The organism is Candidatus Niyogibacteria bacterium CG10_big_fil_rev_8_21_14_0_10_46_36, assembly GCA_002772995.1.
Taxonomy (GTDB): Bacteria; Patescibacteriota; Minisyncoccia; order 1-14-0-10-42-19; family 1-14-0-10-42-19; genus 1-14-0-10-46-36.
On record PFCO01000005.1, the window covers coordinates 80,506 to 99,833 of the forward strand.

A 19,328-nucleotide genomic window follows, 5' to 3' on the forward strand; every position below is an offset into this window, starting at 1 on the left:
GAATGAGTAGTATTATGAAAGAAAAAAAGAAAAAATCAAGAGACGCAATTATCCAGGAAATTATAGGGTCTGCGGTAGAGATAATTGATAGGAAAAGCTTTGTAAAGAAGATTGAAAGAAAAAAAACAAGGGTGAAGTTCGGTATTGACCCCACCGCACCTGATTTGCATCTCGGCCACATCATTCCGCTCCGCATGCTCCGAAAATTCCAAGACATCGGATGTATCATTGTGTTAATTATAGGGGATTTCACGGGTATTATTGGAGATCCGTCTGATAGGAGTGCTGCCCGCCCCATGATTACAGAGAAAGACGTGCGCCGCAATATGAAAAAATACACTGATCAGGCGTCGCGAATACTTGATATAAAGAAATGCGAAATTCGTTATAATAGCGAATGGTTTTCTAAGAGGCGCTTTTCTTTTTTTGTGGATATGTTTTCCCGGTTTACCGTCCAGCGCGTATTAGAGCGGGATGATTTTCAAAAACGGATACGGTCCGGCTCCGACGTTAGTATACTTGAAATGTTGTATCCCCTTTTCCAGGGGTATGATTCTGTCGCGGTTTCATCAGATATTGAAATAGGTGGGACAGATCAAAAATTCAATTTACTTATGGGGAGGAAGATGCAACGCCGGTTTCATGTGCCGGAACAGGATGTCATTACACTCCCGCTTCTTGTGGGAACAGACGGAGCAAAAAAAATGTCAAAAAGTTTTGGTAATAGCATAAATTTTTCAGACACTCCGGATGAGATATTTGGGAAAGTGATGTCTGTTTCGGATGATGTGTTGCCTGTATATTATGGATTGGTTGACGAGCGGCCTGACAAGCAGGCAAATCCCATGGAATCGAAAAAGCGTCTTGCGTTTTTGTTGGTTGAAATGCTGCATGATTCTGGCAAAGCGAAAAAAGCACAAAAGAATTTCGAAGATACATTTCAAAAAGGCAGGCCTCAAAATCCCACACGAATTATCGCCAGCTCATTGGGAGATACTGCCCGCGCAATGCATATGTCTCAATCGGAGCTTCGGCGGCTTGTGAAGCAGGGAGCGGTGGAATTCGAAGGGAAGAAGGTTGATTCTGTGTCGTTTCAGTATCCCGCGGACGGAGTGTTACGTATAGGAAAAAAGATGTTTTTTCAGATAAAGAAAAAATAATAAAAAACAACCCCGTTTCTTGCGGGATTGTTTTTTATTATTTATTCTTCGTCTTCTAAAGAGTCTTCGTCGTCTCCAAGATCTTCCGAATCACCGTCTTCTATGTCCATGTTTTCTTCCTCTTCCACGTCGTCGTCTTGTAAGAGAATGTCCTCGTAAGCCATATATACGATAACTAATAGTGATAATTAGCGACCCTCTGGGGGTGATTTCTGCAAATCTTCCCCCTAGAACTTTTATATACCAAGTGGAGATTATTTTGTAAACCCCCAAAAATAAAACTGTGAATAGCGCATATATGATGATATGATATGCGGTATGAAAACAGAATCTTTGAAAGACATAACCCGCTTTGGGATAGGCGGGAAATCAGAGATAGTATACGCAAAAAATGAAAAAGATCTGGTTGGTTGTGCGAAAAAAATGAGCACTGAGGGCAGACAATTTTTTGTGCTGGGGGGAGGAACAAACGTTATTGCGCATGACGGAGGGTATGCAGGAACGGTTATCGCTGTGCGTACAAACTCAATTGCTCAAAAACGGAACAGGGTGCGTGTTGATGCGGGTGTTTTGCTTGAAGCGCTTATTAATAAGGCAAACAAAGAAGGGCTTTCCGGACTGGAAGCGCTCGCGGGCATCCCGGGAACAGTAGGAGGAGCACTGTATGGAAATGCTGGCGCATACGGCCACGAAATACAAGAGGTTGTGGAGCGCGTTCGGGTGTTTGATGGGGTGCGCATCCGTGCGCTTTCTCGGAAGGAGTGCGGGTTTGGCTATCGGGAGAGCATATTCAAGAAAAAAAAATGGATTATACTTTCCGCAACTCTTATATTCAAGAAAGACAGCGCGGATGATCTAAAAAAAATATCACGGCGCATACGCACCATTCGAAATAAAAAATATCCGCAACAGTTGCGCTGTGCAGGAAGTATTTTTAAGAATATAATAGCGAAAAGCAAAAACGGCAGGATAGCTTCGCGGCAGATACCGAAAGAAAAGATAGCGCATGGGAAAATTCCTGCGGGAGTGCTGCTGGAAGCGGTTGGCGCGAAGGGTATGAAAAGGGGCAAGATTCAGGTAGCCGATTACCACGCAAATTTGATTATTAATACCGGCGGAGGAAGCGCGAACGATGTGCGGTATATCATCAATACGCTAAAAAAACGGGTATATCGGGTATACGGCGTTATGCTTGAAGAAGAAATACGATACCTTGGATTCTAAAAACTCGGCATATGCCGAGTTTTATAATACATGGTGCATTCCGGTGAGCGCCGCCGCTATGGCATCTGCCTTATCATCGGGCTGGGGAGGTTTCGCTAATCCCAAAAGAAGAGCGGTCATGCTCTGCATTTGTTTTTTGTCCGCCTTGCCGTATCCGCATACCGCTTGTTTTATCTGTGCGGGGGTGAATTCTTTTGTGGGGGTTGCGCCTGCTATGTGCAGTATCATGCCCCGTATCTCGGCAACATTCATAGCGGTCTTTTGGTTGCTATAAAAAAAGAGCTTTTCCATCGCGAGAAGGTCGGGCTTGTGTGTAAGAAACAGATCTGTCACATGGCTTCCTACCGACTGCAGGCGCTCTTGGTAGGGGGTGCGCGGCGATGTCTCAAAGCAACCGGCATCAACCAGTACATCCTTCCCATTTTTTTGTTCTATGATAGCCCAGCCTAGCCGTCCGTAGCCGGGGTCTATGCCAAGGACTTTTTTGGGTTTTGGGTTCATGGAAATGCCTGGTTATTCTTCAGAAAACTCTGCGTTCGTGTAAAAATCCTGAACATCATCGTGTTCGTCAAGTTCATCAAACAGGCGAAGAAGCTGCGTCTCCGCGTCTTTGTTTATTTGCAGTGGCGTATTTGATTCCCACCCTTTGTCTGTTTTTGTGAATAAAAATTGAGCCGCACCCCGCTCGGCAAGCTTTGAGCCGTTCTTTGAAAGTATGTGTTTTACTTCTCCTGTTGTTCGGTTTGTGTTGTCGGTTATCGCAGTAATAAGAAGAGCCGCACCTCCTGGGCCATATGCTTCAAACAAAAGTTCCTCAAGCTGCTCCTTATCCCCTCCCGAAGCTTTTTTTATTGCGCGCTCGATATTATCAGACGGCATATTCGCCTCTTTTGCCTTGCCTATAGCTACCCGAAGTGCGGGGTTTGTGTTGGGGTCGGCTCCGTTTTGGCGTACTGCAACCGCTATCATGCGGGTTATTTTCCCATATGTCTTACTTTTCTTTGCGTCTGTTGCTGCTTTTTTGTGTTTTATTTGTGACCACTTTGAATGACCGCTCATGCTCTTTTCATTCGTGTTTCAATAATAATGTCTTTGATCTCTTTTACATTGGGGAGATCATGTCCGACAAATGTTTTTTCTCCCGCGGTGTGCACTTCAATTGTGCCGTATCCGAGGAGAAGTGATAAGAAGTTCGGATTATGTGTAGTAACGTCTTGTACGCGCTCCATCATAAATTCTGACACTTCCCGGTTAAAAACGCCCTTGTGCTCGATATCAATGATACGTTCCGAAGTAATTATCCAGATATCAAGATAATAATCCATCCACATGCCGAATGCGATTACTGCTATGAAAAGAGTATACAAAGAGAAAAGATACACGGCAAGCGCAGCAAGCGCTTCCGGAATCACAAAAAGCGGAAGAAGAAACAGGCCGACAATCGGTACAAGTATGAGAAATGCAACCATGGTCATCTTTTGCGCGACCACTATCCAGTGCCGGTGGACGACGCGTATTATTTTTTCTCCGGGATGAATTATTGTCATATGGCCTATGAAAGAAATGCTGACCAGGGCACTTGGAAGAGCGCTATGGTAGAAAGAACCATGAGAATAGTAATAATAATGCCGAACGCAAGCACGGTGGATTGTTTGCGCCTCTTTTCAAATGAATATTCTTGTTTGTAATGAAGCAAAAGACCGATGAAGCCGAACATGCCTATCAATATAATGCTGTGTGCGATGATAGCTATGTTCATAAGAGAGTTTTTTGCGGCGGGTTTTTCTTGAGATGATTCCAGGCGGCTTCTGTTGCGAGTCGTCCTCGTGGTGTCCGCTCAATAAACCCAAGCCGCAAAAGATACGGTTCGTATACTTCTTCTATGGTAGCTGCTTCCTCGGAAGATGCTGCGGCGAGTGTTTGCACTCCTACCGGTCCTCCGCCGAATTTTTCTATAAGTACCGCAAGTACGCGACGGTCCGCATCTTCCAGGCCTTTTTCGTCTACTCCGAGCATGCGGAGCGTGTTGTCCGCGACTTCTTTGCTGATGCTTGGAAATCCGTGAACCTGGGCATAGTCCCTGCAACGTTTAAGTAGGCGGTTTGCGACACGGGGCGTTGCGCGTGCGCGCCCGGCGATAATACGTGAGGCATCGTCGTCGAGCGTTACGCTTAAAATACGTGCTGAGCGGTGTATAATTTTTTGTATTTCCTCTTCAGTATAATACTGCAAACGGAATGTTCCTCCTGAGAACCGTGAACGGAGCGGAGAAGAAAGGAGAGAAACGCGGGTGGTTGCTGCAATGAGTGTAAACGGCGGGAGTTCAAGCTGAATGGAGCGCGCGCCGGGTCCTTTGCCAATAATAATGTCTATTGTCCTATTCTCAAGCGCGGGGTAAAGCACTTCTTCTACTGTTTTATTTAAACGGTGTATCTCGTCTATAAAAAGAATATCGTGCGAGGAAAGATTGGTAAGCAAAGAAGCAAGATCCCCCACCCGTTCTATTGCCGGGCCGGATGTTGTTTTGATCTGTGCATTCATTTCGTGTGCAATGAGGTGCGCGAGCGTAGTTTTTCCAAGGCCAGGCGGCCCGTGGAAGAACACATGTTCTACGGGCTCCTTCCGCTCTTGTGCGGCCCGGATTAATAGTGCGATATTTTCCTTTATTGCATCTTGTCCTATGTACTCTTTCCAGAGATTGGGGCGTAATGCGGAATCTATAGACCGGTCTTCTTGTTGTTGGCTTGGTTTGCTTATGGTCATGGTATTTCTTGACAAAATGTATTTTTTTTGCTACAATGCAAGCGGTTTATTGAAGAACCCCATATCCTCTAGGCAATCTATATAACTTTGCTTTTTGGGTGTTGCACGAAGGGTATTCTGGCTCCGGCTGGGGTATTCCTCTGTGTTATATCCGTTACTCGCCTCGCGCGGGTATTGCCTAGAGACTATGGGGTTTTTTATTTTTCTCCCGCCATGCGCTCAACCTCTTCTATTGAGGTAAGCCCCTCCAATACCTTTAAGATACCATCTTGGAAAAGATTTGGAATACGCTGGCGTTTCATTTCGTTGCGAAGCTGTGCGTGAGAAGGGTTTTCGAGAATAAGGCGCTCTACGGCATCATCAATAAGGAGTATCTCAAAGATGCCGACACGCCCTTTATACCCTGTAAAGTTGCATTCACCGCATTTACCCGGATGGTATAAAGAAAATGGCTTGGATATGTCGGGGTGCCCGACGCCCTCAGGAAACGACGCGATGGTTTCCTCAATGCGCTTTTTCTCTTCAGGAGAAGGGGCGCTTTTTTTCTTGCATGCGTCGCAGAGTTTTCGGATAAGACGCTGAGCCATAGACATATTGATTGCAGGCGCAATGATGGACGGGCGCACTCCGAGATCTATCAATCGTGGAATGGTGCCTGCGGCGTCGTTTGTGTGGAGTGTTGAGAATACTAAATGGCCGGTGAGCGCAGCGTGCATTGCTGTGTTTGCGGTTTCGAGGTCGCGGATTTCCCCAACAAGGATGATGTCGGGGTCCTGGCGCAAGATGGAGCGAAGACCGGTCGCGAAACTATATCCTTTTGCTGCATCTACCTGCGTTTGGTTGATGCCGACAATATGATACTCAATTGGGTCTTCAATGGTCACTATTTTTACTTCGGGCGTATATTTTCTTTTAATAAATGCGTAGAGTGTTGTTGTTTTTCCTGAACCGGTCGGCCCAGTGGTCAGTATCATGCCATTTGGTTTTTTGAGATTTTCTTCTACAAGCGATTGGAGTTGTGGGGACATGCCAAGGTTTGCGACCTCAATGGAGATTGTTTCCGGATCGAGGATACGCATAACAATAGATTCGCCGTATGCGCCGGGAAGGATTGATGTGCGCACTTCAATTGCCCGCCCCTCTTCCGGGCGGATGGTAAACCGACCATCTTGCGGCTTTTCATGAATATTCAATTTCAGCTCCGAGACGAGTTTTACCCGCGAAAGGATGAGTTTGTAGACGGGGAATGGCAGCATAACAATATCCTGCAGTATGCCGTCCAAACGCAGACGCATGCGCACCTCTTTTTCTTGAGGTTCCACATGAACATCTGACGCCCCAAGTTTAAGGGCGGACGCAAGAACCACTTCTAATATTTCGGACACCTTCCGTTGTTGCGTTGTATGTATCATTGGGTCGAGTGTAGTGCGGAGCGTCTCCACATTGTCTATTTTTTCTGAAAATTCCTGGAGCCGTTCTACTGAAATATCTATGAATCCGCGTTTTGTTTCTATAAATTCAGGGACCTCCTTGTACCGCGACCATGCGCGCTCCAGGCTGTGTTCGGACGCCAAAAAAAGCTCGTAAGAGTACCCGAGATTTTGCAACGACGAAAGCACCTCTTTCGTCTCATCGAGATTCGGACTTTTAATTGCGATACGGAGTTTTTTTCCTATCTTTTGGAAAATAGCCACTTGTCCCCGACGCGCGTCTTTTTCTTTCAATATCTGAAGCCCGTCGAGGTCTATAGTGATTCCGGAGAGATCGATGTAAGAGAGATCGTATTTTCGTGCGAGTATTCGCGTAAGATCCTCGGCTTCTTTCTTGCGAAACTCTGCTAATCGCTTCTCCTGTTCTTCGCGCAAGTCCGCCATTACATAATTGTATCGTATTTTGTCTCTTTCAACAATTCACGGATTTTTAGTTCTGCGTGGGTAAACGAAGAAAAATCCTCCCCTCGGCACACTGTGCGCGCGCATGAAAATGAGTCGGTTGCCGCACAGCGTGAAATAAACGCGTTGTTTTTGCTTTTGATGATGCATGAGACATGCGGGTTCCCCTCCCAGAGCAGAAACGATGTTTCTACGCGCGGGACAATTCGCTCTATATACTCAAGGACATCTTTTACTGCAACCTCCTTTTTGTCACTTTGTATACCGCTTTTCTGGAAGTCTTTCTGGGTAAGGAATGTCCAGGATGAGTGCGTTGCTTCATCTACCTGGGTGCGCGCAAGCGCTCGTCCCAAAATTTGGGCATACGAAAGATTTCGGCCGCCATCTCCCTCCTTCTGCTCTTCAAGGGCTGCAAGTGCGTCGGTATTTGCTCCCCGCTTTACCAGCTGTTCTGCGAGGTGAAATGAGTCTGCATTTGTTTTTATGCGAAAATTATCTGTTTCAAGAACCAGGGAGCAATACAAAAGAGTTGCCCACACAATCTCTTCTTCCGGACGGAATGTTGTTGATTCTGAGATTGTATAAATTTTTTCTGCCATTGTTTTTTCATTCTCAAGCAAAAACACCATTTTTTCTTTTGATGGAAGCGACACATGTTTTATAACCTCGTTTCGGAATGAATCTTCGTACGGAAAAAAGAAGAATGCCACGTCCACCTCAGGAAGTTCTTCGCGGACGGTAATATCTTTGGCGTCCATTTTTTCTTTTGGGGTGATGACGAATGTTGTTGTGTCATCGTGTTCTTTGTATTGCACTTCTTTTGTTTTGTTTTTCGGGAGAGAAATAATTATTTTCGCGGGTATTGATGCGGGTGTTTTCGGAGGAAGAATGCCCGCCCATTCGCTTGTGTGCGACGGAGAAAGCTCCGGAAGAGCAATTGCTTTTGCTCCCCGTGTTGCAAGCGCAAAACGAAGCGCCTCGCGCGCGAAAATAACATTACGCTGTGCTTGGGGGCGGGTTGCTATCAAGAACCGTTCATGCGTTTCTATGAGGGTGTGTATGGCGGAGGCAAGTTCGTTCATAGATGATATGCCTTATATATAAATGAATGTGCGCCTTTTTTCAAGCAGGCGCGCTCTTCCATGTTTGCTTTTATTGGTGTATGATAGGGGGCATATGAAAGAGTTTGAGCATTTTCACCAAAAACTGGAAGAAGAAAAAACGCGCTTAGAGGGCGAGCTGAAAAAAATGGCGCGGCCGAATCCTGATGTAAAGGGTGACTGGGAGCCGACATCTCCGGATATGAACCCCATGGTATCTGACGCAAACGAAATGGCCGACACATTTGAGGAAATGGACAACATGGTCGGCATAGAATACCAGCTCGAAGAACGGTTAAAAGAAGTCGCCGCAGCGCTTGAGAGAATAGAGAAAGGAATATACGGGACATGCGAAAAAGGCGGAGAAAAGATGGACATGAAGCGCCTAGAAGCAAATCCTGCGGCGCGGACATGCGTTGAGCACTCAGAATAACACCTCGCAACGCGAGGTGTTATTGTTTATGCGAGAAGTTCGTTGCGTCTCTCAAAAAGGGCGATGTCTTTTTTCTTAAGAGCAGCAAGGCTTGTTTTTGTTATCCCCTGCTTCACCGCCTTTCCAATGTATTTTCCGGTGGTGAAGTGCGGAAGAATAACGTAATGGGCGCCCGCGCGATACAGGGCGTCTGCATCAAAATCTGTACGCGCCCGCACAATGATGGACGGGCGTTTTTTTGTCCGCCGCAGATGCTGTAAAAGTACCAAATTGTCTTCTAGGTCGGGATTGGTGGAAATAACAACGCTTGCCTGGCGTACGCCCGCCTCATCCAGCACAAGCGAGTCGCGCATATCGCCGAATACGCATGCGATATTCTTTTTTCGGAGTCTCTGGATGACCTCGGGGTCAAAATCTATTACCAAGAATTCATCTTTTGGAAGCTCTGTTGCAACGCTTTTCCCGGTGCGGTGAAACCCAAAAAGAATAATCCGTTTTTGTGCAATGCCGGGGAGAGCTTCTTGGGCGGGGTGCGCGCGTTCAAATATCCGGAGATGCCGTTCAAGCAATTTAAAGATGCGTTCCGAGTGTATCATGAGGTATGAAGAAAGCGTGATTGTGACAATGCCCACTGCGGTAATGATTGCAACCGTTTCTTCCGCGATGTGCCCGGTCTTTAGGCCGAGGGCCGCAAGGATAAGGCTGAACTCCGAGATTTGCGCGACAGTGACACCCGCAAAAAAACTGGTTCGCGCACGATACCCCATAAGACCCATAAGCACCATAACGATAAGGGGGTTTCCAATCAGCACGAACGCTGAAAGCAGTATGATAGGAAGAGCAAGGCCGTCAAAATGAGTAAGCGCAAGCGAAGAACCAAGAATGACAAAGAAAATAAGAATGAAAAAATCACGGAGTGATTTTATGCGGTTTGCTATCTGAAAGTGCTCCGATGAGTTTGCAAGGGCGAGTCCTGCAAGAAAGCCGCCTATCTCTATCGAAAACCCGATACGCGATACGGTTGCCGCTATCAAGAACACCCACGCCAGGCTTGCGATAAAAAGAAGTTCTTGTGAGTGCGCAATAATATCAAAAACCTTTGGCATAATTTTTCTTCCCAGCCAGAGCATCAGCAGGAAAAGACCGATGCCTTCAGCAAGCGTTATCAGCAAGGGCTTGAGCAAAAACGATCCGTCAGCCTGAATCCCGGCAAGCGATATCAAAATAAGAATGGCGACAAAGTCCTGTACTAACAAAAATCCGATGCTTATCTTTCCGTAAAGGCTGTTCAGGTCCTTTTTGTCTGAAAGTATCTTGATAACGATAATGGTACTTGAAAATGTGAGTGCGATCGCAATATAAAGAGACGGCAGCATGCCAAATCCGAGAAGCGTTGATATGCCGAATCCAATAAGAGAAGTAAACAGTATCTGTCCCATGCCGATGATGAGAGAGGTTTTTCCTACCAGGCGGAGCGATGTGTAATTTATCTCAAGTCCTATTAAAAAAAGAAGGAACATGATTCCAAGATCCGAAAACACCCGGAAAAATTCCCGGTCGGTTACATGGAAGAAACCAAAATACCCAATGATTGCGCCGGTTGCCAGATACGCGAGCACCAAAGGTTGCCGCAAGAGCGTTGCAAGTATGCCGAGTGCCGCGACAATCACAATGACGATTGCAAGTTCTATCATTAATTTAAGAATACCATATATGCGTGCGCATTTGGTGCGGGTAATGCACAGTTTTATTTTTTTAAAAACATTGCAGACGGTATAATAACAATATGCCGGCAAAGAAAACAAAAGCCCACGAAGACGTGCGCAATGATGTTATCATCTGGCTTTCTATCGCGGGGTTTGTGCTCACCGTGTTCGGATTTATTTGGTTTGAATATCGTCCCATTGTTATTCGCAAGCAGTGTTATGTGCAAGCGCATGTCCCGCATTCGTCTTCATTTCTTGAATCGCAATATCGGACGTGTCTTGCACAAAATGGGCTTGAAATATAATTATTAGTAATCCGTTTTTTATATGAAATTAGAAGGAGTAAACGCAATAACCATCGGTATTTGGGCAGTAGTATTGGCGGGCCTCTTTTTCCTTTTTGGATTTGGGCCGTTCTTTTTCGGCGGCATGCTTGTCGTCGGCCTTATCTGGCGGTTTGTAGATAAGAAGAAAAAAGGAGGGGCGGCAATACCGTCATCTCCCATGTCCCCGCCAAATCCCGGCATGTAAAACTTTGTTTTTCTTATCCCCTTCTTCGCGAGGGGGATTTTTTGTTGCTTTGTGCGGGGAAAAGTTGATACACTAGAGCCAATATGTCGGTAAAAGTTCATGCGGCTCAAGTGACCGGGCTTGAGGGAAATATTATAGATGTAGAGCTCGATGTGTCTCAGGGGCTTCGCTCATTTACCATTGTGGGGCTTGCCGACAAGGCGGTTGATGAAGCGCGTCACCGCATCTCCTATGCTATTGCAAATGTGGGCTTTTATCCGCCCCATAAGAAAAACCAAAAAGTTATTGCTTCTCTCGCGCCGGCGGATATCAAAAAGGAGGGTCCGTATTTTGATCTTGCGATAGCGGTTGCGTATCTTTTGGCTTCAAAACAGATTCATTCCACACCGGAGCGCACTTTATTTCTTGGCGAGCTTGCGCTTAACGGAGAGCTCCGCCCGGTAAAAGGCATTTTACCGCTCATTAAAAAAGCAAAAGAGAAAGGATTCACATCAGTTGTGCTCCCGAAAGGAAATGGCAAAGAGGCATCTTTTATACAGGATATAGCGGTGCACGAGGCGCACACGCTTGCTGATGTCGCCGATCATCTTTCTGGGAATGTGGAGATAGTGCCGTTTGAGCGAAAACCGTTTCACGCGGATGGCGCGGCATACGAATTTGATATGAATGATATCCGGGGACAGGAATCTGCAAAACGAGCGCTTGTTATAGCGGCAGCAGGAGGTCACAATGTGGGCATGTCGGGCCCGCCAGGTACCGGAAAAACACTCCTTGCCCGTGCTTTGCCTGGGATTCTTCCCCCGCTTTCTTTGGAAGAGGCATTTGAGGTTACCGCAATTCATAGTGTTGCAGGAATGCTTCCCGACGCGCCTTTTATGAGTACGCGTCCGTTCAGAAGCCCACACCATACATCATCGTATGTTTCTTTGGTCGGCGGCGGTGCGTTCCCAAAGCCGGGAGAAATAACGCTTGCGCATCGTGGCATTCTTTTTGTGGATGAGTTTCCCGAATTTGATAGGCGCATCATTGAAGCCTTGCGCCAGCCGCTTGAGGATGGGTTTATTACTGTCGCGCGCGCACGAAGCGTTGTGCAATTCCCCGCGCGCTTTATGCTGGTTGCGGCAATGAATCCGTGTCCGTGCGGATATTTTGGATCAAAGACAAAAGAATGCTCCTGTTCGCCGTCATCATTATTTCGTTATCAGCGGAAATTGTCTGGTCCCATTGTGGACCGCATTGATGTATGGGTGGATGTTGGCGAAATTCCTCACGAAAAATTGGATGAAAAAGACCCGCATGCTGTGTCTTCTGCAGACATGCGTGCACACATTATGCGTGCGCGCGGCATACAGCGTGAGCGTTTTCGGCGCAGCAAGAGGCACATATTTACGAACAGTGAAATGAATGTGCGGGATATTGAAGCGCATGCGCTTCTTTCAAAAGAGGCGCGCGCCGCCCTTTTGCAGGCCGCAGAGCGGTTGAAGCTTTCTGCGCGCGCATATCATCGGGTCATTAAGGTTGCACGCACCGTCGCGGATCTAAAAGAAAGCAGAAGCGTTGAAAAGAACCACATTATGGAAGCGCTTCAATACCGGCCGAAAGAAAAATCCCTTTGACCTCCCCCCTCCTTTATATATGTATAAGAATAAACGGCTCACACGGGGTGTGAGCCGTTTATTTTGGCTTAAAACAAAGGTTTTTTGATGTTTTGGGAAAAGGCTTGATTTTTATATTTTTTAGTGGTATAATTAGCACCGTAAAAATCCTTGAAAATTGAACAAAAATTCACAAAAGGAGGTTAGTCACATGAGCCTTAAAAAAGGCATTCAGGATACATTACAGCGCATGGGGATATCGCCTTCGTCTCAAAATCAGACGAAGGCTTCCGGAGAGTCTCTTCCATGGAACTTGCGCGTTATGCATATCACCGCAAATATTCTTTTATTGGGTGTTGTGCTCGGAAGTATATACGCGTTTTCACTTTCCTGGAGAGGAGTGCTTTCGTGGGAATTTACGCTGACATTCATAGGGGTGTCGGCGCTCTATATTTCGCAGGCGTTCTCAGCGCATGCATATCCGGATAAACTGGTTCTTACCAGGAAAGGCGACCCGGTCTGGGTATATGATACTGCAAACTGGCGCGGAGTGCTGTGGCCGTTCTTTACTTGGAGGATCATGGACGGAAAGATTATAGATATCAATCTTCCGGACCAGGAAATTATCGTTCGGTACAATGGAAAAACTATCAGGCTGAAACTTGACCTCTTTGGTTCGTTCCAGCTGAACGACGGCAAGGCGATACGGGGACAAAAGCCCGCTATTCTTGCCTATAAGCTCCGTGATGATCAGCAGCGATGGGATTATTTTGCAACGGAAATGATGGATATCGTTTCATCGGTTGCCGGCAAATACGAAAATCCCATGGATATCGTCGAACACCAGGACGAAATCGAAAAGAAAACAAAGCGCTTGCTTTCCGTGCAGTGTAAAAAGGTCGGCTACAAAGTCATCGATCACAACATAAAGATCGATCCGGAGTATGTGGGCCTTGATGCCGATGCAATCCGCATCAAAGGCAGCGCGCGCGCGGAGGTTACGAAGGAATACGCCGAAGCAGTGAAGGGCAATTGGAACGCTACGGCGCTTTCTCTCGGAGGCTCGTTTGTAGAGCTTTTACGGGAGCTATTGACCGAAAAAAAGCACGGCGCTGAAAAAACGGCAAAAGATGTACAGGACAAAGTAGACAGCGTTGTTGCTAAGATAGATGAAACAATAGCTAAGATTTCATAACAAGGAGGCGTATCATGGCGGATACAAACACGCCGAAAAAAGATTTGCGTGCGCGCGTTCAGGAGTGTGGAAAGATAGCGCTTGGCGCAGGTCTTCTGCTTGTAGTATTAAACCGTTTGAGTGACACGGTCGTCCAAATAGGATGGCCCGCGTATGTCGCGATAGCCGTGTTTGCTCTCGTTATGTTATGGAAGGCATTTTTCTCTTCCAAAGAAAAGATGAGCAATGCGGCCCAAGCAATGGGAAGCACAATGATGCGTGCGCTTTGGCCCCCGATATACCGGTTTAGCGGAGTTGCCGCGTCATTCGCACTCGTGTTCTTCTTTATTCGTTTTTTTGCAGAGAAGAACGGAACACACTTCTCTTTCACTGTGACGATGATTATTACATCACTGATTGTCGGCGCGGTATTAACGCTCGTTATTCGCGTTATGGAAGGGAAAGGAGCTAAAACGGATAGTCAGAAGGATCAGAAAGAAAGCAAAAGCGATGATGGCATCGGTGGCTTCATCAGGGCAACGAAAGGATTTGCGTATGCAATGGCGTTGCTTGCCGTTTTGACATCGGGGTACCACTATTACCAACCGAGGTATTTTGACCCCTACAGCACAGACATTATTGCGGAATACAAGATAGATCCCGTAACATATGAACTTTTTGATAAGGACAAAATGCGAAATGACAAAACGGGACAGCTCTTGCGGGATATGATTCCTGAGGATGTTCCAAAGATAGACGAAAAACGGAAAAAGGAGTTGGGTATTATATCCGGCACAGCTCAAAAGCTTGGATATGAGCTACAAAACATGCCCAAGCAGCAGACGCGGAATACCGTTGATAGTCGTCCGAAAAAGTCGGACTATGCCTATCTTGAGATTCTTTCTCCGGAGAGCGGAACGCAGGTATCCCCCGGCGATGTGGTTACCATCACCTGGAGAGCAGCTATAGTCGATTCACAGTCGCCATGGCATTTCCAGATTGCTTTCTGGGATCAGGGGGGCTGGAGAGAGGAGATAGTGCTCGCAAGCTCAACTGACCAGTCCTTGATACCGAACCATTTTGTATGGAGGGTGCCGGAAGATATCCAAGGGAACACCGCGGTGATCCATCTTGGATTTAAGGCAGGAGCTGATTGGGTGAGAACCGATCGCATACCAGTATTTGTGAATTAACTCATAAAGCCCTGTCGAGGAATGTTCTTGACAGGGCTTCTTTTTTTGTGTGAAGCATGGTATTTTAAGGTGAGTTTAACTTTTTTTATTTGTTTGTGCGCCCGTAGCTCAACTGGATAGAGTGTCTGGCTTCGAACCAGGAGGTTGGGGGTTCGAGTCCCTCCGGGCGCGCTTATGTTTTGTCCCCGTAGCTCAGCGGATTAGAGTGCTTCCCTCCGAAGGAAGAGGCCAGAGGTTCAAATCCTCTCGGGGACGCCATTGTCTATGTCATTTTCTATTCCGAAAGAAATTCAGACCGTCTCTCAGTCGCTTGAGCAGGCGGGGTTTGAGAGTTATCTTGTGGGCGGATGCGTCCGCGATCTTTTGCGCGGAGAAAAACCGAAGGACTGGGATATTACAACAAACGCAACCCCCGAAGATATCCAACAGGTGTTTCCCGAAAGCGTATACGAAAATAACTTCGGTACCGTTGGCGTAAAAACGGGAGCCGAGGACGCAATGCTTTCTATTGTAGAAGTAACGCCGTACCGCGTAGAAGCAAAATATTCAGATAAACGTCATCCCGACGAAGTAACCTTTGCGAAGACGCTTGATGATGATCTGGGACGGCGTGATTTTACGGTAAACGCGCTTGCGTATCGTGTTGCGGATGGAAAGATTGTTGACTTGTTCGGCGGACAAAAGGATTTAAAAGACAAAATACTCCGTGCGGTAGGAAACCCTGAAGACCGTTTTGAGGAAGACGCGCTCCGTATGCTTCGGGCGGTGCGGTTTGCTTCAGAGCTTAAGTATACGATTGAGGAGCAGACAGAGCGGGCTCTTCAAACAAAAGGCGGCCTGTTACAGTATATTTCACAGGAGCGCATCCGTGATGAATTTTCAAAACTGCTCATGTCCCCTTCTCCTGACCGCGGGCTTGAGCGCTTGCGCGAGTCGGGCATGCTTCGCTATGTCTTGCCTGAAATTGAAGAAGGTTGGGATATTGGGCAGAATAAGCATCACATCTACACAGTATGGGAACACAACATCCGTGCGCTTATGCATGCGGTGGAGAATGACTGGACGCTGAAGGTCCGGCTTGCCGCACTCTTGCATGACGCCGGCAAGCCGCGCACAAAGCGGGGCGAAGGGAAAGATTCTACATTTTACGGACATGAGGTGGTGGGTGCCAAGATGGCAAAAGAAGCGCTTACGCGGCTTCGGTACGGAAAGAAGATGATTGACGATGTGTATCTCCTGGTCCGGTGGCATTTGTTTTTTTCGGATACTGAAGTGGTGACACTTTCGGCGGTGCGCCGTATTGTGCGCAATGTCGGTATGGATAATATAGAAGATTTGCTTAAGGTGCGGTATTGCGACAGAATTGGAATGGGCAGGCCAAAAGAGCGGCCGTACCGGCTCCGGAAATATGAATCCATGATAGAAGAAGCGCTCCGTTCTCCCCTCTCCGTATCCCAGCTTGCTGTGAACGGTGAAGATGTAATGAATATATGCGGCATGGAAGGCGGACCGCGGGTAGGGTTCATTCTTCATGTGCTTTTAGAAGAGGTGCTTGATGACCCGTCTAAAAACGAGCGGACATACGAAGAAGGGCGGGTGCGTGAATTATGTGCGCTTTCTGATAATAAATTGCAGAAAATAGGCGCTGAGGCAAAGAAGCGCAAAGAAGAAGAAGAAGAAAAAGAAGTGCAAGAGATACGGAAAAAATATTTTGTAGAATAGAAAAACTGCGGAGTGTAGTATAGTGGTAGTACGCGGGCTTCGGGAGTCCGTAGCGAGAGTTCGATTCTCTCCACTCCGACAAACAAAACAAAAAGCACCTGCTGTCAGGTGCTTTTTGTGTGGTGATGCGCAACCTATTCGGAAATGACCCCGTTTCTGTTAAAGATAACTGCGTCTCCGACAGAAAAGGCATAATCTTCTGAAAACCCTTTGTGTACCTCAAGGACATATTGGGCGGGCTTCTCGGACACATATTGATTCGGGAATGTGTCAGGCGAAACCCCGTGTTCTATATGCGTTATTGTAAAATCATCTCCTATCCAGATGATGTCTAAGGGAAATTCCATGTTTTTCATCCAGAATGGATAATATCCCGGCTTCTCAAAGATAAAAAACATTCCCTCGTTTTCTTTCATGTGATTGCGTCCGCCAAGTCCAAGCGCGCGTTCTTCGCTTGTGTCCGCAATTTCTACCGCAACAACCGCATCTCGTATAGAAACAGTTGCCGTTTCTGTGGCTGTTGTTTCATTACCCTTCCGGAGAAGCACCAAAAAAGCGAACGCAAGACCTATGATAAGGAGAAAGGCAAAAAACCGTTCTTTCAGCGGGCTTTTGTTTTCCATGACACAAGAGTGATTGCGATAAGACCTCCCAGAAGACCGATATCACGAACCGTTACTGCTGTGATGCCTGATGTAATAAGGACTGTTGCAAGGTGCAAGGCGCCCAAGAATCCGAATATCCAGACATATACATCCACAAGAAGAAAGAATCCGATAACAACATCAACGGCTGCTGTGGCGAGCATGATATCTTTGAGTGGAAGCGGTAAAAGGTTTTCTACCCAGGGCTCGACAAATCCTCCCCACGCTTCCGGGCTCTGGAATATTAAAATGCCTATCCAGACAAATGTTATGCCGACTGCAATGCGTAAGATATGATATGATGCGTCTTTTTTCATACGAAATTTATACAATAAGATTTTTGATAAGAATAATAAGCGCCATGGCGAAGATGGTGAATGATGACATGAGGCACCAAAAGCACCAAGCGCGGACCACTTTCCATTGAAGGAAGATAAAAAAGCACGAAAGAGCCACTCCTGCAAAAATACCAATTTTGGCGAGCAAAAGCCAGAATGAAGCAGGAGGCACGCCGATAACCAGAAAAGCGGTAATAATAGAAATACCTACATAAAACAAAAATCCCGCGACATCATTATGCATAAGCACGAAGGTTTTGTTGTGTCTGCTTGAGAGAACGGCAGCACAGTTTTCTCCGATAAAACAGAGGGGTTTTTGGGACGCTTTCCGTTTTCGTATGAGGTATGCCGTCTCGCTGAGCCCTATGGCGGCGAGCGTAAAAAGAAGTGCATGCGCTGTCATACTCTATATTTTTGCTGCTGTGGTGCGTGACTTTTGCTGGCGTCGTACTACGCGGAAGGTATGCGCCTGTTTGATGATGTGTTTTTCCGAAGACTCGTGAGTCATCTCAAGCACCTCGCGGTAATAGGTGAGAAATCGAGCAAAGAATAGCACGCGCAGTCCCTCAAGTTCCTTCTTCGTAAAATGCTTTTTTCTGTGAAGAACGGTGTAAACAATCTCCGCCCAGTCTCGTGCGGATACCGTGAATATCTTTTCAGGAACTAAATGCCGCGAAAGGTAGTTGATGAGCGCTTTGTTGCAAATAGAAGGAAGCACTTTTTTGTGCCTGCGGAAATCATCAATAAGCAATTCTTTTTTATGCTTGTAGTTAAATGCTACTTCGGGAGTGTGAAGATTATTCTTGCCTGTCATCGTCACGGTCGGAATGTTTTGCTTTTCTATGCGGGGCTTGTCCCAGGCTTTTCGGTAGTAGCGAAGCTGGCCTAAAAGAGAATTCGCAACCTGTAAAAACATGCTGTCTAACTTTGGCGCAGACGGCTTGTGCTCCTTGATGCCGAGCGAGACTTGCGCGATTTTCAGCCGGTGAATGATGCCTTGTATGACAAAATAAATATCTACACCGTATAGGTGCGCGGTATCGTTCCATTTTCGCAGCAGCATAACATTAATGGCATCCCGTGAAAGCGCGGTTTCTCCGCCGATGGGCTGACGGATGTTGGTATTGAGAAATCCCTGCATAACGGGAAAAACAAGCATGTTTGTAATGGAGCCGTCATATTCGTTGCGCAGAAATATCGGCAATACTTGATCATACCCTTTCAGTATCGGGGAGATGAGTTTTTTTACCCATTCGGGGTTAGCGCTTCGGATATCGCCGTCAACAAATCCTATCGCGAGAGCGTTTTGTTTTTGGGCATATTCAAGCGCCATTTGCATATTATAGCCCTTTCCTTTTACCTTTCTTTTGTAGTGTTTTCTTGAAGAGAGATATTTTTTTCTGCTTTTTGTGCGCGTGCGCAAAAACGCGTTTTTTGTTCCGTCCGGGGAGTCATTATCTGCGTTTATAATGAGTGCGTCGTATGCTTTAAAATATTTTTGGAGACCCGTATCTATGACTGAAACAATATTAGAAATATTATCTGCTTCATTGTATGTAGGGATCGCAAACACGATAAGGCCTTTTTTCTTTTTATGTGTTTGTTGCTTGCGAGACGGTGTTTTTTGTTTCATAGAAATGCGCTCTGGTTTTATGAGAAAGTATAATGTATATTTTTACTATATAACAGTAGGTATGGAGGGGCAATTTTGGGCCTGTAGTTCAGTGGTAAAATGCCGCATTCGCATTGCGGAGGCGGGGGTTCGATTCCCCCCAGGTCCACCAAATTTGATTTGACGAAGAAACAGAACCCCGCGCGGCTCCGCCGCGCGCATGGGCGGGCATTTCCGCAAG

21 protein-coding genes and 4 tRNA genes are annotated in these 19,328 nt (G+C 46.6%); 13 read left to right on the top strand and 12 right to left on the bottom strand.

Annotated features, from left to right (window positions below; translation table 11 throughout):
• Positions 1 to 2 precede the first annotated feature (2 nt).
• Both COU47_02480 and murB read left to right on the top strand, forming a co-directional pair.
• Positions 3 to 1,160, top strand: coding sequence for a tyrosine--tRNA ligase (locus tag COU47_02480; protein PIR69599.1), 1,158 nt, complete (start codon positions 3 to 5; stop codon positions 1,158 to 1,160).
• Positions 1,161 to 1,466: 306 nt separating this feature from the next.
• A complete protein-coding gene (murB, locus tag COU47_02485) occupies positions 1,467 to 2,384 on the top strand; it encodes a UDP-N-acetylenolpyruvoylglucosamine reductase (protein ID PIR69600.1) in 918 nt (305 codons plus the stop codon).
• Between the two features lie 21 nt (positions 2,385 to 2,405).
• Here murB and COU47_02490 read toward each other — a convergent pair whose 3' ends face one another.
• The 7 genes from COU47_02490 to COU47_02520 all read right to left on the bottom strand — a co-directional run bounded on the left by COU47_02490 (position 2,406) and on the right by COU47_02520 (position 8,121).
• Positions 2,406 to 2,885 carry a crossover junction endodeoxyribonuclease RuvC gene (locus COU47_02490; protein PIR69601.1) on the bottom strand — a complete coding sequence of 160 codons (480 nt, stop codon included), beginning with the start codon at positions 2,883 to 2,885 and terminating at the stop codon, positions 2,406 to 2,408.
• A 12-nt stretch (positions 2,886 to 2,897) separates the two neighbouring features.
• On the bottom strand, positions 2,898 to 3,443 hold the full coding sequence (locus COU47_02495) for a YebC/PmpR family DNA-binding transcriptional regulator (protein PIR69602.1): 546 nt from the start codon (positions 3,441 to 3,443) through the stop codon (positions 2,898 to 2,900).
• Positions 3,440 to 3,931 carry a hypothetical protein gene (locus tag COU47_02500; protein ID PIR69603.1) on the bottom strand — a complete coding sequence of 164 codons (492 nt, stop codon included), beginning with the start codon at positions 3,929 to 3,931 and terminating at the stop codon, positions 3,440 to 3,442. Before COU47_02500 ends, COU47_02495 begins: the two co-directional genes overlap by 4 nt.
• A 5-nt stretch (positions 3,932 to 3,936) precedes the next feature.
• Positions 3,937 to 4,143 carry a hypothetical protein gene (locus COU47_02505; GenBank protein ID PIR69604.1) on the bottom strand — a complete coding sequence of 69 codons (207 nt, stop codon included), beginning with the start codon at positions 4,141 to 4,143 and terminating at the stop codon, positions 3,937 to 3,939.
• The gene (locus COU47_02510; protein ID PIR69605.1) at positions 4,140 to 5,147 is read right to left on the bottom strand and encodes a Holliday junction branch migration DNA helicase RuvB; all 1,008 of its coding nucleotides are present in this window, start codon (positions 5,145 to 5,147) and stop codon (positions 4,140 to 4,142) included. The genes COU47_02505 and COU47_02510 overlap by 4 nt, the downstream gene beginning before the upstream one ends.
• Positions 5,148 to 5,344: 197 nt before the next feature.
• Positions 5,345 to 7,021 carry a hypothetical protein gene (locus COU47_02515; GenBank protein PIR69606.1) on the bottom strand — a complete coding sequence of 559 codons (1,677 nt, stop codon included), beginning with the start codon at positions 7,019 to 7,021 and terminating at the stop codon, positions 5,345 to 5,347.
• Entirely contained in the window at positions 7,021 to 8,121 is a 1,101-nt protein-coding gene (locus tag COU47_02520) for a hypothetical protein (protein ID PIR69607.1), read from the bottom strand. The genes COU47_02515 and COU47_02520 overlap by 1 nt, the downstream gene beginning before the upstream one ends.
• 22 nt (positions 8,122 to 8,143) lie before the next feature.
• Between COU47_02520 and COU47_02525 the strand changes: the two genes are divergently transcribed.
• Positions 8,144 to 8,572, top strand: a complete 429-nt coding sequence (locus tag COU47_02525; GenBank protein ID PIR69608.1) for a hypothetical protein — start codon at positions 8,144 to 8,146, stop codon at positions 8,570 to 8,572.
• Positions 8,573 to 8,598: 26 nt separating this feature from the next.
• On the opposite strand, the gene COU47_02530 is transcribed toward COU47_02525, so the two are convergent.
• Positions 8,599 to 10,266: a sodium:proton exchanger gene (locus tag COU47_02530; GenBank protein PIR69609.1), complete on the bottom strand. Its 1,668-nt coding sequence runs from the start codon at positions 10,264 to 10,266 to the stop codon at positions 8,599 to 8,601.
• A 92-nt stretch (positions 10,267 to 10,358) separates the two neighbouring features.
• Here COU47_02530 and COU47_02535 point away from each other — a divergent pair, with 92 nt between their 5' ends.
• From COU47_02535 to COU47_02575, 9 genes are all read left to right on the top strand, one after another.
• The gene (locus COU47_02535; GenBank protein ID PIR69610.1) at positions 10,359 to 10,583 is read left to right on the top strand and encodes a hypothetical protein; all 225 of its coding nucleotides are present in this window, start codon (positions 10,359 to 10,361) and stop codon (positions 10,581 to 10,583) included.
• A gap of 22 nt (positions 10,584 to 10,605) precedes the next feature.
• A complete protein-coding gene (locus COU47_02540; GenBank protein ID PIR69611.1) occupies positions 10,606 to 10,809 on the top strand; it encodes a hypothetical protein in 204 nt (67 codons plus the stop codon).
• Positions 10,810 to 10,892: 83 nt separating this feature from the next.
• A complete protein-coding gene (locus tag COU47_02545) occupies positions 10,893 to 12,425 on the top strand; it encodes a magnesium chelatase (protein PIR69612.1) in 1,533 nt (510 codons plus the stop codon).
• 190 nt (positions 12,426 to 12,615) lie between these two features.
• Positions 12,616 to 13,599 (top strand): hypothetical protein, encoded by a 984-nt coding sequence (locus COU47_02550; GenBank protein PIR69613.1) that lies wholly within the window; start codon positions 12,616 to 12,618, stop codon positions 13,597 to 13,599.
• A 14-nt stretch (positions 13,600 to 13,613) separates the two neighbouring features.
• Entirely contained in the window at positions 13,614 to 14,771 is a 1,158-nt protein-coding gene (locus COU47_02555; GenBank protein ID PIR69614.1) for a hypothetical protein, read from the top strand.
• A 97-nt stretch (positions 14,772 to 14,868) separates the two neighbouring features.
• Positions 14,869 to 14,942: transfer RNA gene (locus COU47_02560), tRNA-Arg, on the top strand.
• Positions 14,943 to 14,952: 10 nt separating this feature from the next.
• Positions 14,953 to 15,029: transfer RNA gene (locus COU47_02565), tRNA-Arg, on the top strand.
• A gap of 6 nt (positions 15,030 to 15,035) precedes the next feature.
• Positions 15,036 to 16,493 (top strand): hypothetical protein, encoded by a 1,458-nt coding sequence (locus tag COU47_02570; GenBank protein ID PIR69615.1) that lies wholly within the window; start codon positions 15,036 to 15,038, stop codon positions 16,491 to 16,493.
• Between the two features lie 8 nt (positions 16,494 to 16,501).
• Positions 16,502 to 16,575 (top strand) — tRNA-Pro (locus COU47_02575).
• Between the two features lie 52 nt (positions 16,576 to 16,627).
• Here COU47_02575 and COU47_02580 read toward each other — a convergent pair.
• Genes COU47_02580 through COU47_02595 form a run of 4 tightly spaced genes read right to left on the bottom strand, consistent with a single transcriptional unit; the run spans position 16,628 to position 19,108 of the window.
• Entirely contained in the window at positions 16,628 to 17,116 is a 489-nt protein-coding gene (locus COU47_02580) for a hypothetical protein (GenBank protein PIR69616.1), read from the bottom strand.
• Entirely contained in the window at positions 17,095 to 17,454 is a 360-nt protein-coding gene (locus COU47_02585; protein ID PIR69617.1) for a hypothetical protein, read from the bottom strand. Before COU47_02585 ends, COU47_02580 begins: the two co-directional genes overlap by 22 nt.
• A 7-nt stretch (positions 17,455 to 17,461) precedes the next feature.
• The gene (locus tag COU47_02590) at positions 17,462 to 17,878 is read right to left on the bottom strand and encodes a hypothetical protein (protein PIR69618.1); all 417 of its coding nucleotides are present in this window, start codon (positions 17,876 to 17,878) and stop codon (positions 17,462 to 17,464) included.
• Positions 17,879 to 17,881: 3 nt separating this feature from the next.
• Positions 17,882 to 19,108, bottom strand: coding sequence for a hypothetical protein (locus COU47_02595; protein PIR69619.1), 1,227 nt, complete (start codon positions 19,106 to 19,108; stop codon positions 17,882 to 17,884).
• A 77-nt stretch (positions 19,109 to 19,185) separates the two neighbouring features.
• Between COU47_02595 and COU47_02600 the strand changes: the two genes are divergently transcribed.
• Positions 19,186 to 19,259: transfer RNA gene (locus COU47_02600), tRNA-Ala, on the top strand.
• Positions 19,260 to 19,328 lie beyond the last annotated feature (69 nt).

Excerpts from the sequence above, each read along its gene's own strand:
- COU47_02480 (PIR69599.1), top strand. The coding sequence starts at position 3 with ATGAGTAGTATTATGAAAGAAAAAAAGAAAAAATCAAGAGACGCAATT.
- murB (PIR69600.1), top strand. The coding sequence starts at position 1,467 with ATGATATGCGGTATGAAAACAGAATCTTTGAAAGACATAACCCGCTTT.
- COU47_02490 (PIR69601.1), bottom strand. The coding sequence starts at position 2,885 with ATGAACCCAAAACCCAAAAAAGTCCTTGGCATAGACCCCGGCTACGGA.
- COU47_02495 (PIR69602.1), bottom strand. The coding sequence starts at position 3,443 with ATGAGCGGTCATTCAAAGTGGTCACAAATAAAACACAAAAAAGCAGCA.
- COU47_02500 (PIR69603.1), bottom strand. The coding sequence starts at position 3,931 with ATGACAATAATTCATCCCGGAGAAAAAATAATACGCGTCGTCCACCGG.
- COU47_02505 (PIR69604.1), bottom strand. The coding sequence starts at position 4,143 with ATGAACATAGCTATCATCGCACACAGCATTATATTGATAGGCATGTTC.
- COU47_02510 (PIR69605.1), bottom strand. The coding sequence starts at position 5,147 with ATGACCATAAGCAAACCAAGCCAACAACAAGAAGACCGGTCTATAGAT.
- COU47_02515 (PIR69606.1), bottom strand. The coding sequence starts at position 7,021 with ATGGCGGACTTGCGCGAAGAACAGGAGAAGCGATTAGCAGAGTTTCGC.
- COU47_02520 (PIR69607.1), bottom strand. The coding sequence starts at position 8,121 with ATGAACGAACTTGCCTCCGCCATACACACCCTCATAGAAACGCATGAA.
- COU47_02525 (PIR69608.1), top strand. The coding sequence starts at position 8,144 with ATGAATGTGCGCCTTTTTTCAAGCAGGCGCGCTCTTCCATGTTTGCTT.
- COU47_02530 (PIR69609.1), bottom strand. The coding sequence starts at position 10,266 with ATGATAGAACTTGCAATCGTCATTGTGATTGTCGCGGCACTCGGCATA.
- COU47_02535 (PIR69610.1), top strand. The coding sequence starts at position 10,359 with ATGCCGGCAAAGAAAACAAAAGCCCACGAAGACGTGCGCAATGATGTT.
- COU47_02540 (PIR69611.1), top strand. The coding sequence starts at position 10,606 with ATGAAATTAGAAGGAGTAAACGCAATAACCATCGGTATTTGGGCAGTA.
- COU47_02545 (PIR69612.1), top strand. The coding sequence starts at position 10,893 with ATGTCGGTAAAAGTTCATGCGGCTCAAGTGACCGGGCTTGAGGGAAAT.
- COU47_02550 (PIR69613.1), top strand. The coding sequence starts at position 12,616 with ATGAGCCTTAAAAAAGGCATTCAGGATACATTACAGCGCATGGGGATA.
- COU47_02555 (PIR69614.1), top strand. The coding sequence starts at position 13,614 with ATGGCGGATACAAACACGCCGAAAAAAGATTTGCGTGCGCGCGTTCAG.
- COU47_02570 (PIR69615.1), top strand. The coding sequence starts at position 15,036 with ATGTCATTTTCTATTCCGAAAGAAATTCAGACCGTCTCTCAGTCGCTT.
- COU47_02580 (PIR69616.1), bottom strand. The coding sequence starts at position 17,116 with ATGGAAAACAAAAGCCCGCTGAAAGAACGGTTTTTTGCCTTTCTCCTT.
- COU47_02585 (PIR69617.1), bottom strand. The coding sequence starts at position 17,454 with ATGAAAAAAGACGCATCATATCATATCTTACGCATTGCAGTCGGCATA.
- COU47_02590 (PIR69618.1), bottom strand. The coding sequence starts at position 17,878 with ATGACAGCGCATGCACTTCTTTTTACGCTCGCCGCCATAGGGCTCAGC.
- COU47_02595 (PIR69619.1), bottom strand. The coding sequence starts at position 19,108 with ATGAAACAAAAAACACCGTCTCGCAAGCAACAAACACATAAAAAGAAA.